At 61.2% G+C, this 14030-nt stretch carries 9 protein-coding genes; 8 read left to right on the plus strand and 1 reads right to left on the minus strand.

Annotated elements, in window-relative coordinates; all coding sequences use genetic code 11:
- The first annotated feature begins 132 nt into the window (after positions 1 to 132).
- The 3 genes from PSUM_RS04040 to PSUM_RS04050 all read left to right on the plus strand — a co-directional run bounded on the left by PSUM_RS04040 (position 133) and on the right by PSUM_RS04050 (position 5609).
- The gene (locus PSUM_RS04040; protein ID WP_020796400.1) at positions 133 to 1275 is read left to right on the plus strand and encodes an acyl-CoA dehydrogenase family protein; all 1143 of its coding nucleotides are present in this window, start codon (positions 133 to 135) and stop codon (positions 1273 to 1275) included.
- A gap of 328 nt (positions 1276 to 1603) precedes the next feature.
- Entirely contained in the window at positions 1604 to 4285 is a 2682-nt protein-coding gene (locus PSUM_RS04045) for a winged helix-turn-helix domain-containing protein (RefSeq protein WP_083349035.1), read from the plus strand.
- 493 nt (positions 4286 to 4778) lie between these two features.
- The gene (locus PSUM_RS04050; RefSeq protein WP_083349036.1) at positions 4779 to 5609 is read left to right on the plus strand and encodes an SDR family oxidoreductase; all 831 of its coding nucleotides are present in this window, start codon (positions 4779 to 4781) and stop codon (positions 5607 to 5609) included.
- A 108-nt stretch (positions 5610 to 5717) separates the two neighbouring features.
- Here the strand turns inward: PSUM_RS04050 and gfa are convergent, their stop codons facing one another.
- A complete protein-coding gene (gene gfa / locus PSUM_RS04055; RefSeq protein ID WP_020796403.1) occupies positions 5718 to 6296 on the minus strand; it encodes an S-(hydroxymethyl)glutathione synthase in 579 nt (192 codons plus the stop codon).
- 185 nt (positions 6297 to 6481) lie between these two features.
- Here gfa and PSUM_RS04060 point away from each other — a divergent pair, with 185 nt between their 5' ends.
- The 5 genes from PSUM_RS04060 to PSUM_RS04080 all read left to right on the plus strand — a co-directional run bounded on the left by PSUM_RS04060 (position 6482) and on the right by PSUM_RS04080 (position 13566).
- On the plus strand, positions 6482 to 7627 hold the full coding sequence (locus PSUM_RS04060; RefSeq protein ID WP_020796404.1) for an acyl-CoA dehydrogenase family protein: 1146 nt from the start codon (positions 6482 to 6484) through the stop codon (positions 7625 to 7627).
- A gap of 31 nt (positions 7628 to 7658) precedes the next feature.
- The gene (locus PSUM_RS04065) at positions 7659 to 8801 is read left to right on the plus strand and encodes an acyl-CoA dehydrogenase family protein (protein WP_231989923.1); all 1143 of its coding nucleotides are present in this window, start codon (positions 7659 to 7661) and stop codon (positions 8799 to 8801) included.
- A gap of 22 nt (positions 8802 to 8823) precedes the next feature.
- Positions 8824 to 10641 (plus strand): SDR family oxidoreductase, encoded by a 1818-nt coding sequence (locus tag PSUM_RS04070; protein WP_083349037.1) that lies wholly within the window; start codon positions 8824 to 8826, stop codon positions 10639 to 10641.
- A 64-nt stretch (positions 10642 to 10705) separates the two neighbouring features.
- The gene (locus PSUM_RS04075; RefSeq protein ID WP_020796407.1) at positions 10706 to 11797 is read left to right on the plus strand and encodes a thiolase C-terminal domain-containing protein; all 1092 of its coding nucleotides are present in this window, start codon (positions 10706 to 10708) and stop codon (positions 11795 to 11797) included.
- 71 nt (positions 11798 to 11868) lie between these two features.
- Complete coding sequence (locus PSUM_RS04080) at positions 11869 to 13566, plus strand: AMP-binding protein (protein WP_083349038.1); 1698 nt, start codon at positions 11869 to 11871, stop codon at positions 13564 to 13566.
- Positions 13567 to 14030 lie beyond the last annotated feature (464 nt).

Genomic DNA, 14030 nt, shown 5'->3' on the forward strand with positions numbered 1-14030 from the left:
CCAGCGCAGGCAGGTTCGCTTGGCGCAACTGAAGCGGGCCTACCCGCTTCGAGGGGGCAGAAGGAGCGTAAGTCGTCCTAAGGTGGCGTAAAGGCGTTCATCGCCAGAGCCCATCTTTTTGGAGGTAATTGAATGATCCCGCGCACTCTCTTCGATCATGAACATGAAGCGTTTCGCGATAGCGTAAAACGTTTTCTCGCGCAGCAATGCACGCCGTTCCATGAACAGTGGGAAGAGGATCATCGGGTTCCCCGGCAGATCTGGGAGCGCGCCGGTGAGCTGGGCATGCTCAACGCCACGACCCCCCAGGCCTATGGCGGCCTGGGTTTGGACCGGCGCTTTTCGATGATCGCCGTCGAGGAAGTGGCCCGCGCCGGGCTTTCCGGCTTGAATGGCTTCAATGTGCACGACATCTGCGCCGGCTACCTGATCAACTTCGGCACCGAAGAGCAGAAACAGCAATGGCTGCCGAAAATGGCCAGCGGAGAAGTCATCTCTGCCGTGGCCATGACCGAACCCGATACCGGCTCCGATCTGCAAGCGGTCAAGACCCGCGCCGTGCTCGACGGTGATGACTACGTGATCAATGGCGCCAAGACGTTCATTTCCAATGGCACCAACAGCGACCTTATCGTGGTGATCGCCAAGACCGGTAATACCGGCAAAGGCTCGCGGGACATCTCGCTGATCCTGGTGGAGGCCGACCGGGTCGGCGTCACCAAGTCCAAACCGCTGCGCAAGGTCGGCCTGCATGCCCAGGACACCACCATGCTGTTCTTCCAGGACGTGCGAGTGCCCAAGGACAACATCCTGGGGGGCGAGCCTGGCCAGGGGTTCTACCAATTGATGAAGGAGCTGGCCTGGGAGCGCCTGAGCATTGGTATCCTGGCCATTGCGGCAAGCCAGGCGGTGCTCGAGCAGACCATTGACTACACGCGCGAGCGCAAGGCATTCGGTACGCCGATCATCGAATTCCAGAATTCGCGCTTCAAGCTGGCGGACCTCAAGACCGAAATCGTCATCGGCCAGACCTACATCGATCGCTGCATGGAGCTCATCCTGCAAAACGAACTGAGCCCGCAGGCAGCGGCGGCGGCCAAGCTTTGGTGCACCGAACTGTATTCCAAGGTAGTGGATCAGTGCGTGCAGCTGCATGGCGGTAACGGCTATATGCTGGAGTACCCGGTTGCCCGTCATTACCTGGACAGCCGCGTCAACCGCATCTACGGTGGAGCCAACGACATCATGCGCGAACTGGTAGCGCGAACCCTCTGAATTGGCCTCACGTCTACCTGGCCTCTTGTAGGAGCGAGCATGCTCGCGATGGACGTCAACGATGACGCGTGCTGCCTGAATGATCGCGTTGTTCAAGCGTTTATCGCGAGTATGCTCGCTCCTACAGGGTAGCCCCCCTCGATTGTGGGGGGTGGGCTGTCTGTTTTCCCCGCCACAATCCTGCGCGCAACCATGACACGCGCTGTCTTTTAGCGGTGTTCGGGTAAATAATCCGACAATCGCCATAAATGTGGCCATACCTCGCCGATTCGTATCGACCAGCCTCACGCTGTTTCGACGGATCTGGGGATCGGAGACTAGGCAGGACATGCATACCGACAAGCTGCTCGTATCGACCAAATTCGCGCCACCGCGCATTGGTACCCAGACCATCCTGCGCGAGCGCCTGCTCGAGGATCTGCGCGGCATGACGCAATGCCGCGTCGGCCTGGTAACCGGTAGCCCGGGTTTCGGCAAGACCACGCTGCTGGCCCAATGGCGGCAGGTGATGATGCGCTCCGGAGCGGAGGTGGCCTGGCTGGCACTGAGCGCCGATGACAAGCACGTGCCGATTTTCTTCGCTTATCTACGTGGCGCGTTGCAGCGACTTGGCATCGTCATGGACAGCGGCGTGCCGTTGGAGGGCGCGCGGCCGGAGTTCATCGACGAGGTGGTGGCGACCATCGTCGAAGGCGCTGCCAGTATCAACAAAGAGTTGTTCCTGGTGATCGATGACTACCAACACGTCAGCGACCCGCGCTCGCACCAGCTCATGCAGAAGCTGCTGGATCACAGCCCCGAGAACCTGCACTTCGTCATCTCGTCCCGGGTGGGTCCACCGTTGAGTTTCAGTCGGCTGCGCCTGAGCGGGCAGTTACTGGAGCTCGATTGCGCCACCTTGCCATTCGATCTGGCCGAGTCCCGCGCTTTTCTCGAACAGAGCCTGGCGGCCTTGAAGCTCAGCCCGGAAGAATTCCATCAGATCCACGAGCTCACCAGTGGTTGGCCAGCCACGTTGCAGCTGGTGATCATCCTGTTGCGCAGCGACCCGCAATCGCGCGGTGCCTTGCGCGAAATGGGCTGGCGTTCCGACGACCTGCAGAGCTACCTGGCCGAAGACGTCATGGCCCATCTGCCACCCGAGTTGGCGCAGTTCATGGAAAGCGTCAGTATTTGCCGTCGCTTCAACGCCTCCCTGGCGCAAGCGATTACCGGCGTCAACTCGGCGCAAGCCATGCTCAAGCGGCTGGACGAAGAAAACCTGCTGATCTTTCGCGTCGAAGCCGATGACCGTCAGCCGTGGTACCGCTTTCATGCATTGTTCGGCGATTTCCTGGCCACGCGGCTCGCCCGTCGTGACAGCGCAGCCCTGATCGAACTGCATAATCGGGCCGCTCACTGGTTCGCCGAGCGCAAGCTGCTGGCCGAGGCCGTACGCCATGCCACATTGGCAGGTGACCTGGACTTCGCTGCGCAACTGATCGAACGGGCAGCCCCGGCGACCTGGAGCCTGAGTCAGCTAAGCCCGCTGCTACGCCTGCTCGACCGCTTGCCGCAGGACATCCTGTTTTCCCGACCGCGCCTGTTCTTTCTCGGTTGCCTGGCCTATGCACTCACGGCCCGCCCGGCCAAGGCCGAGATCTGGCTGGAACAGTTCCATCGCAGTGGTGCGGCGCAACACGCTGACGTTGCCTATCGACTGCCGCTGGTGCAGGCGGCCATCGAAGTGCAGCGTGATCGCACTGAGCCCATCATTGGTTTGCTCGAGGATTTCCAGGCGTTGCCGGATGACTATTCCGTAACGCGTTTCGGCGCGCCGGCGCTGCTGACCATCGCTTACCTGGCGGCCGGACGCATCGAGGAAGCGCTGCAATGCCTGGATGACAACCCCATCCCCGAAGCCGAGCGCAATGGCGAGATGGCGTTGGTGGCCGAAGGGGCCCGGACCCTTTGTTACCTGCAGGCCGGCCAGATGCGCGAGGCTGAGCGGATCGGTTCGGCACAACTGGCCCGTGCGGTGTCAGTGCACGGCCACCGTGCCGCCAGTGCCTATCTGGGGGCCGCCACGCTGGCCGAGGTCTACCGCGAGGTGGACCGTACCGATGAAGCGCGGGAAATCCTCGCCAACCGTAATGGCCTGCTGCAATGGGCCATGCCCGACACCATGCTGCGGGCGACGATTTGCCGGGCACGCCTGGACCTGCTCCAGGACAGCGCCGCCGTGGCCATGGCATTTCTGGAACGCCAGGAACGACACTTTCGCACCATCAACCAGGACCGAGCCCTGGCGCACTGCCTGGCCGAGCAGGCCCGCATCGCGTTGCTGGAAAACGACAAGACACTGGCCGCCGACAGGGTAGCCAAACTACAGGTACTGGCCGATAAACACCGCGACTCCCCGGGCTTCCAGGCAGACATCCCGGCAATTGCCGCGCTGGCGCAAGCGCGTCTGCTGCTGGCCACCAACTACCCGGACAAGGCGCTCGCAGCCCTGGCTATCCTGGGCACCTACGCGACGAAGTTCAGCCGCGGGCAATTGCAGGTCACCGGCCAGTTGCTCGAAGCGTGCGCGAAAAGCGACCTGCTGCAGCCCGAACAGGCGCAAGCGCGCTTGCTGGAAGCCGTGTCCCTGGGCCGGCGCCTGGGACTGGTGCGCACCTTCCTCGACGAAGGCGAAGTGTTGCGCAAAATGCTCGTGGCACTGTCGAGCAAGCCGCTGGCCAGTGAGGATGAGATTTACTTGAGAGCGCTGCTTGAGCGCTTCGGTCCTGGAAACGTCGGTCGCTCCAGCGAGTCTTCGGCCAATGGCGCGTCTTCAATGCTCACGCCGCGGGAGCTGGCCATCCTCGAATTGATCAGCCAGGCGATGGCCAACAAGCGCGTGGCCCTGACGTTAAACATCTCGCTGGAAACAGTGAAGTGGAACCTGAAGAACATCTACGCCAAACTGGGCGTTTCGAGTCGTTATGATGCAGTGTCATGGGCGCGCAAGAATGGGTTGATTGAGTAGCAGGGGGTTGCCAGGCTGAAAATCTACAGGTCAATGCACCTTCTTGCGCAGTTGTTGGACTTTTCCTACATCTCAATCGGCGCCAACCACTGTAGGAGCTGCCGAAGGCCGCGATCTTTTGAAAATCACCGCGAACCGGGTGTTGGATCAGATAGATCCGTCTCAATAGCTGTAGCTGTTGTCCAACCTGACACTCCACTTGTGGCGAGGGGATTCATCCCCGTTGGGTCGCGAAGCGGCCCCAAAAGAGGGCCTGCTGCGCAGTCCAACGGGGATGAATCCACTCACCACAAAGTACTCAGTGCTGCTGGATCCCAAGCGCAAAACACCAGCGCGGCAAAGGAGGGGTGCGTTGCGTGGACGCGCCGATGACTTCCCCCGCTGGCGTTTTGCGAGGGCAGTCTATACTCGGGATCGATTTTGGTAGCCAACCCTGTTGGAGGGGGTAACTGCTTTTTCCGAGTATCAAACCAAAAAGGTCGCCGCATCACTCATGGCCAATAAACTCACTGCAAAGACTGCCATCGTCACCGGGGCGGCCCAAGGGATTGGCGCCGCGATCGTGCGACTCTTCGCGCAAGAGGATTGCTTTGTCTACGTCACGGATATCAATGATGAGCTCGGCAGCGCCGTTGCAGATTCACTCGGCGATCGCGCCAGCTATCTGCGCCTCGATGTGCGGCGCGAAGAAGATTGGCAGCGAGTGACCACGCAAATCCTCAAGGAGCGCGGCAGACTGGACGTGCTGGTGAACAATGCAGGTATCACCGGATTTGAGCACGGTGCCGTGGCGCATGACCCGGAGCATGCGCGCCTGGAGGACTGGCACGCCGTGCATCGGACCAATCTCGATGGTGTATTCCTGGGTTGCAAGTACGCCATTCGTGCCATGCGGCCTCACGGAACAGGCTCCATTATCAACATCTCCTCCCGGTCAGGCCTGGTTGGCATTCCGGGCGCCGCGGCCTATGCGTCGTCCAAGGGCGCAGTGCGTAACCACACCAAGACGGTGGCGCTGTACTGCGCCGAGCAAGGGCTCAGAATCCGGTGCAACTCGATTCATCCCGCGGCCATCCTCACGCCCCTGTGGGAGCCCATGTTGGGCACCGGCGAGGATCGTCACGAACGCATGGCTGCACTGGTTCGAGACACTCCACTGCGAAGGTTCGGGATGCCCGAAGAGGTGGCGGCGCTGGCGCTGCTACTTGCCTCTGATGAAGCGACGTACATGACCGGCAGTGAGCTCAACATCGACGGCGGCCTCCTGGCAGGCACCGCCGCGACGCCCAGCGTAGTGGACGACAGCGACGCGGTGCAAAACTGATCGCTATCGATCCATCCCGTTCGCTCACCGCGGAAAAATGCCACCAGCACATTGCGTTACTGCCGGGCCTGGCCGCAGTTCGGTGAAGAAACTGCGGCGGCCGATCAATCAGGCATCGGGGAGCAGGCCTTTCTTTTTAGCCACATGCGTCGCCAGTGCGTCCATCAAGTCCGGAGACAGGCAGTCGTAGGGCTCCAGGCCGATCGAGCGCAGGCGCTCACGGATAGCAGGCATTTGCGCAGGCGGTGTGCCGGTTTCGATGATCGAGGACACGAAAGCGGCGAAGCCCGGCGCGGCCCATCCTTTCTGTGGGGAGAGTTCGGTGTGGACGAAGTCGAGGCCGTAAAACGCGTGGTCCTTGTTCTCGATGCGTCCGAAAAGATGGGCGTGACACTGCTTGCAGGCGTGGCGTTGGATGGTAGCGGTCTCATCGACAATCGCCAGTTTTTCGCCGTGGGCAGTCACGCTAACCTTATCCCGGGGGACGACGGCAATGACGGCGAATATCGCGCCTTGCGGTTTCCAGCATTTACTGCAGCCGCACGCGTGGTTATGCAGGGTTTGTGCATCGATCCGGACCTCGACCTTATCGGTCGCACACAGGCATTGCAGGGTGCCACCGGTGAAGTTCGCGGCGGCGGGTTGGATACCGTTGTCCAGTGCAGGGTGAAGTTTCAAGGTGGCCATGCGGGCTCCTCCTGTTCAGGTTGCCCCCAGGTAAATGCCCCCAGATAAAGAATAGCGCGCCGTGTGTTTTTCGAATGCACGAATCCCCCCCTCCCCGAGGGGGCGTATCGGCGAAACCTGCTCCTATGATCGATCCAGAGCCCCTTCAAAGGTGGCCGACCGACGACCGAAGGAGAGAACCACCGATGATACCCCGTACCCTGTTTGACCATGAGCACGAGGAGTTTCGCAGCAGCGTGCGGCGCTTCCTGGCTGAGGAATGTGCACCCTGCCTCGAACAGTGGGAAACAGACCATCGGGTCCCGCGGTACATCTGGGAGCGGGCTGGCGCGCTGGGCATGCTTAATGCCACCACTCCCGAAGCCTATGGCGGACTGGGGCTGGATCGGCGTTTCTCGATGATCGCCACCGAGGAAATCTACCGCGCGGGCCAGGCATCGGGGCTGATCGGTTTCGGCGTGCATGACATTGTCGCCGGTTACCTGGTGAATTTCGGCAGCGAACAGCAAAAGCACACCTGGCTGCCGAAAATGGCGGCAGGCCAGGCCATTGGCGCGGTGGCGATGACCGAGCCGGATACCGGCTCCGACCTGCAAGCGGTCAAGACCCGCGCTGTGCTGGACGGTGATGAGTACGTCATCAACGGCGCCAAGACGTTCATATCCAACGGCAGCAACTGCGACCTGGTGGTCGTCGTCGCCAAGACCGGTAATACCGGCAAGGGCGCCCAGGACATCTCACTGATCCTGGTCGAAGCCGACCGCGCAGGCTTCAGTCGGTCCCAGCCCTTGCGCAAGGTCGGCCTGCACGCCCAGGACACCACCATGCTGTTCTTCGACAACGTCCGGGTGCCCAGGGAAAACCTGCTGGGTGGCGTGGCCGGGCAGGGCTTCATCCAGTTGATGAAGGAGTTGGCCTGGGAACGGCTGTCCATCGCCATCAGCAGCGTTGCCGGCGCCGACGCGGTGCTCGACAGCACGCTGGACTACACCAAGGGCCGCAGCGTATTCGGCAAGCCCATCTTCGCCTTCCAGAACACCCGCTTCAAATTGGCCGACTTGAAGATGCAATTGGCGGTGTCGCAGAACTACGTCGACCGCTGCATGGAGCAAAGCCTGGCGCGCACCCTCAGCCCCGAAGCGGCGGCCTCGGCCAAATTGTGGTGCTCGGACCTCTACACCAAGGTCGTGGACGAATGCGTCCAGTTGCATGGCGGTAACGGCTACATGCTCGAGTACCCGGTCGCCCGTCACTACCTCGATCACCGCGTCCTGCGCATTGCCGGCGGCGCCAACGACATCATGAAAGATCTGGTCGGGCGCACGCTCTGATCAGGGTTGCAGAGGATTACCCATGGAATACCTGATACCCCGTAGCTTGTTCAGCACTGAGCACGATGAGTTTCGACGCGCCTGCCGCCGCTTCATGGAGCAGCAGGTCAACCCGTTCCATGCCCAGTGGGAGAAAGACAAGTGCGTACCCCGCGAGGTCTGGCGCAAGGCTGGCGAGATGGGAATGCTCTTGCCTTCGATGCCAGAGGAATATGGCGGGCCCGGCGCCGATCGCCTGTTCGACATGGTCTTTGCCGAAGAATTCATGCGTGCCGGCGCTTCCGGCCTGATTGGTTTCGGTGTGCACGGCCTGGTGGCCAACTACATCCTCAACTACGGCACCGAGGCGCAGAAGCAGGCCTGGTTGCCGAAAATGATCGCGGGTACAGCCGTGGGCGCCATCGCCATGACCGAACCCAACACCGGTTCGGACCTGCAGGCGGTGCGCACGCGCGCCAGGGCCGAAGGTGACGAGTTAATCATCAACGGCTCCAAGACGTTCATTTCCAATGGCGCGTCCTGCGATCTGGCGTTGGTGGTCTGCAAGACCGGCGAAAGTGGCAAGGGCGCCCAGGACATCTCGCTGATCATCGTCGAGAAAGAGCGTGAAGGCTTCAGCCGATCGCAGCCGCTGGAAAAGATCGGCCTGCACGCCCAGGACACCAGCATGCTGTTCTTCGACGATTGCCGCGTGCCGGCCGAAAACGTGCTCGGCGGCGTGCAAGGGCAGGGCTTCTACCAGCTCATGCATGACCTGGCGTGGGAACGGATCATCGGCGCCGTCGGTTTTCAGGCCCAGGCCGAGGCGGCACTGGATCACACCATCGAATACACCCGTACGCGCATGGTCTTCGGCAAGCCGGTGCTGGACTTCCAGAACTCGCGTTTCACCCTGGCGCAACTCAAGACCGAAATACAGATCGGCCGCTCATGGATCGACAGCTGCATGGCCTTGCTGCTGCGCGACGAACTGACAGCCGAAGTGGCCGCGGTAGCCAAGTACTGGACCGCGGAGCTCAGCAGCCGTGTGGTCGATGCGTGCCTGCAACTGCATGGCGGCAATGGCTACATGACCGAATACCCGATTGCCAGGTTGTACCTCGACACCCGTGGCAACCGGATCTGGGGTGGCACCAACGAAATCATGAAAGAAATCATCGCTCGCACGTTGTGAGCGCGATCATAGGAGAGCAAACGTGTCTCAAGAAATTCGCTTTGACGGCAAAGTTGCCATCGTCACCGGCGCCGGCAACGGCCTGGGACGCGCCCACGCCTTGCTGCTGGGTTCGCGGGGTGCCAGGGTCGTGGTCAATGACCTGGGCGTCAGCACCGAAGGCCTGGGCAGTTCAAGCGCGGCGGCCGATGAAGTAGTTGCGCAGATCCGCGCCATGGGTGGCGAGGCTGTCGCCGACTACCACTCGGTGACCGAGGGCGAGAAAATCGTCGCCACCGCGCTCGAGGTGTTTGGCACGGTCGATATCCTGATCAACAACGCCGGCGTCCTGCGCGACAGTTCGTTCCACAAGATGACCGAAGAGCAGTGGGACCTGATCCAGGAAGTGCACGTCAAGGGCGCCTTCCGCCTGACCCACGCCGTGTGGCCGATCATGCGTGAAAAAGGCTACGGGCGCATCATCATGACCGCATCCGGCGCCGGCATCTTCGGTAATTTCGGCCAGTGCAACTATTCCACCGCCAAGTCGGGCTTGATCGGTTTCGCCAACTCGTTGGCCATCGAGGGCGCGAGCAAGAACATCCGGGTCAACACCATTGCCCCGGTCGCCGCTTCACGCATGGTGATCGCCAGCGGGCTGTTCCCCCAGGAGCTGCACGACAAAGTCAAAGTCGAAGACTGCGCGCCGCTGGTGGGTTGGCTGTGCAGCGAGGAGTGCACAGACACCGGCGGCCTGTTCGAGGTCGGTGGCGGCTTCCATGCGAAATACCGTTGGGAGCGTTCCCACGGCCGGTTCCTGCACACCAATACCCTGAGCCCGGAACTGGTTCGCGATAACTGGACGCGCATCACTCATTTCGATGAGCGCAGCGTTCATCACACCGACGGCGCCGATGGACTCAAAGAGCTGTTTACACGCATGGAGTCGCCTGCCAAGGGTGGCAATGCTTTCGTTGATATGGAAGTGGCAGCCAACGCTGTCTCCCACCTCGAAACCGAGTACGACCAGAACGATGCCGCGCTCTATGCCCTGGCCGTAGGCGCTGCCAAAGACCCGTTGGACCGCGATGAGTTGAAGTACGTCAACGAGTTCCTCGGTGATGAATTCCGTGTACTGCCGACCATGGCCGTGTTGCCGGCGACCGAAGTGTTCCTGCGTGCCGCCAAGTCCGGCGAGCCACAGCTGGAAGGCCTGAACGTGCCATTCGCCAAAGGCCTGCATGGCGAACAATACACCGTGATGTATCGTCCCTTGCCCCCTAAAGCCAAGCTCAAGCACAGCATGCGCTTGAAGTCGGCGATCGACAAAGGCAAGAGCACCGTCACCATCCTGGCCATCGAGACCACCGACGAGCACGGCACGCCGCTGTTCTACAACGAAGTGACGGGCTTCTACCCTGGCGTGCCGGGTGCTGGGCTGCAACGTGTGCCCAGCGAAGAGATCAACGTAGCGCCAGATCGTGAACCCGATGCGGTGCTGGCGGACCAGACCGAAGTCAACCAGGCGCTGCTGTATCGCCTGTGCGGGGACTGGAACCCGATGCACATCGATCCGGACTATGCCGCCAAGGCCGGCTACGAGAAACCGTTCCTGCATGGCCTGTGCACCTTCGGCTACCTCGGTCGCCATGTGATCAAGGCGTTCTGCGGTAACGATTCGCGTCTGTTCAAGAGCGTGCGCGCGCGCTTCGCCGCCATCGTGATGCCCGGCGACACCTTGGAAACCCGTATGTGGCGTGAGTCGCCGACGCGCATCATCGTCGAGATGCGTGCGGTCGAGCGTGACGTTGTCGTATTGAAAAATGGTGCGGTCGAATTGTTCGAGTCCGTACCGGCCTGATTGCCTGGCCACCTGCCGCTTACATGAACGGTAAGCGGCAGTTTTTCTATTTCAGGAGAGCACGATGCAACGTTGCGTCAATGTGATTGGCGTAGGTATGTCGCCCTTCAGTCCAGCCGCGCTGGCTCCCGATGCGCACGTACGGATCGGCACTACGATAGGACAGGCGCTTACCGACGCCGGTTTGTCCGCAAGCAATATTGCGGCGGTCCATGCCGTTACAGGCGCGATGGATGGTGTGACCTTGCAGCGTGCTCTGCAAACAGCAGGGCTTGCGCAAGTCCCGCTCTTTCACTTTGCACCGAACGACGCTGATGGCAGCGCGTTGTTTGCACGCGCTTGCCAGGCCATCCTCCTCGGGCAGGCGGAAAGCATTCTGGTGCTGGGTATCGAGGGCGCGCCTGCGCCAACCCTCGGGCTTGAACGGCTTGGCGCCGTGGCTCAGGAGTACATGGCGCGTTATCTGGCTCGACGAGAAACCTTCGCCATGATCGCCGTCAAGGCGCGCCAGCATGCCGCGCTCAATCCACTGGTCGCGTTCAATAGCCTTCTGACGCTCGATCGTGTATTGCAGGCGCAGATGATCGCCGATCCACTAACCCATCCGCAGGTGGCCTGGGCCAGCTCAGGTGTAGCAGCGGTTTTGTTGTGTTCCAGTGAATTTGCCAGGCGCCACGGCAACGGCGCGCTGGTTCAAGTCGTAGCCCAGGCCTGTGTAACCCCACAGCAAGTGAACGATCAGGGGGCGACCTTCGCCGGTGTCGACTATGAGGTCAACGTGGCCGCCGCTCGTGAGTTGTATGAGCAAGCGGGCAGGGGGCCGCAGGAGGTTGATGTTTGCGAACTGCACGACCTCAGCACGGTCAGCGAGTTGTTACTCTACGAAGCGCTGGGTTTCTGTGCCGAAGGCTACGGTGAGAAACTGGTCGAAGACGGCGACAATACCTACGGCGGCAACCTGGTCATCAATCCTTCCGGTGGCTTGCTGACCTTGGGGCAAGCCTCGGCGGCGAGCGCCCTGGCGCAATGTATAGAGCTTGTGCACCAACTGCGTGGCAGCGCCGGCCGACGCCAGGTAGCCGATGCGCAACTGGCGCTGCAGCATCAGACGGGTGACGACGGCACGGTGACCACTACGCTTTTTCAGCGCGGGTAAGGTGCCGCGACGGGTTACGAAAAGAATAATTCAAATGGGTGGGACACCTCCCTTCAAATGCAGGATCTGTCATGAACAACAATAATAAGCACCCGACACTGTTGCATCGCTTCCTTCATTGGGAGCACAGCACGCCAGATGCCATCTACCTGACCCAGCCCTTGCCCGATGGCGGCGTGCAAGACTACAGCTGGCGTGAAGTGGGCGACCAGGCGCGGCGCATGGCTGCTCACCTGCAGAGCCTGGACTTGCCGGCGAAGTCTTCCATTGGCATCTACGGCAAGAACACCGCCCACTGGATCATCGCCGACCTGGCGATCTGGATGGCCGGGCATGTCAGCGTCCCGCTGTACACCACTGCCAATAGCGACACGGTGCGTTACGTGGTGGAACATGCTGAAGTTCGGCTGCTTTTCGTCGGACGCCTTGAGGGCGAAGTGGCGGGCTGGAACGCCGTTTGTGCTTCGATTCCGCCCGATTTGCCATTGATCGATTTGCCTATGTCCAGCTGCGGCAAGGGTGAACCCTGGGATCAGATCATCGCCCGTACCGCGCCCCTGCAAGCGGTGGTCGAAGCCGTGCCAGGCGAACTTGCCACCATCATTTACACCTCGGGCAGCACCGGCGCTCCCAAAGGTGTGATGCACAGCTTCGGCGCCATGTACGCCGCACCGGCGGTGACCGGTTGCATGTATGCCAACGGCAAGGGCACGAGCAACAATGATCGGCTATTGTCCTACCTGCCATTGGCCCATACCGCCGAACGGGCGGTGGTGGAAGCGGTGTCGCTGTACAGCGGCTGCCGGGTGTTCTTCAACCTGGGCCTGGAAACCTTCAGTGATGACCTGCGCCGAGCGCGCCCGACGATTTTCCTGTCCATGCCCAGGTTGTGGGGCAAGTTCTATCAGGGCATCAACGAGCGGATCGATCCTGCCAGACAGGCCGCCGTCTTCGCCGATCCGGTGGAAGGCAAGCTGATGAAGGTGCAGATTCTCTCGGCCCTTGGGCTTGACCAGGTGCATACCGGCCTGTCCGGCTCCGCGCCGCTGCCGGTCAAGGTGATGGAGTGGTACCGTGAGTTGGGACTTGAGCTGCTGGAAGGCTATGGCATGTCGGAGAACTTCGGCACCTCGCACTTCAGCCTGCCGGGCCAGGTGCGTGTTGGTTACGTTGGGGCGGCGATCCCGGGTGTCGAATGTCGTATCGGTGACAATAACGAAATCCTGGTGAAAAGCCCGGCGCAGATGCTGGGCTATTACAAGCAACCCGATCTGACCGCCCAGAGCTACACCAGCGACGGTCTGTTCTGCACAGGTGACCGTGGCGAACTGGATGAGCAAGGGCGCCTGCGTATCACCGGACGGGTCAAGGAGTTGTTCAAGACCGCCAAGGGCAAGTACGTCGCGCCTGTCCCTATCGAAGCCAAACTGGGCAATCATCCGCGTGTCGAGGCGTCGTGTGTCACTGGGGTTGGCCTGGCGCAGCCGCTGGCCTTGCTCAATGTTTCACCTGATACCCGCGCCGCACTCGCCACCGCCGAAGGTCGCGACAAGGTTGCCACTGAGCTCGAGGTTTTCCTGGCTGAGGTCAACTCCCTGTTCGAGGCGCATGAGCAATTGGGCGCCCTGGTGGTGGTGGCCGAACCCTGGACCGTCACCAATGCGCTGCTGACACCGACCCTGAAGATCCGCCGTAGTCTGATCGAGGAGCGCTATCAGGACCAGATCGAAGCCTGGGACGCCAGCCGCTGCAAGGTTGTTTTTGAGTAAAGCCCCGCTGCCACTTAAGTAAGCCGACTTTTGGGTCGGCTTTTTTATTGCTCGTTCCACGCAGAGCATGGAAACGATCCAATACCCGCGCTGCGTAACATCGGCCAGTTTGCCGCGCACATGATCGTTCCCACGCTCCGCGTGGGAATGCATCCCGTGACGCTCCGCGTCACCCTTGCGCAAGGCTCACGTCATGCGTGGTCAGCGGAACGCGGAGCGTCCCTGGCGGCATTCCCACGCAGAGCGTGGGAACGATCCAAGTAAGCCGACTTTTGGGTCGGCTTTTTTATTGCTCGTTCCACGCGGAGCGTGGGAACGATCCAATACCCGCGCTGCGTAACATCGGCCAGTTTGCCGCGCACATGATCGTTCCCACGCTCCGCGTGGGAATGCATCCCGTGACGCTCCGCGTCACCCGTGCGCAGGGCTCACGTCATGCGTGGTCAGCGGAACGCGGAGCGTCC

The sequence above is a fragment of the Pseudomonas umsongensis genome, assembly GCF_002236105.1.
Classification (GTDB): domain Bacteria; phylum Pseudomonadota; class Gammaproteobacteria; order Pseudomonadales; family Pseudomonadaceae; genus Aquipseudomonas; species Aquipseudomonas umsongensis.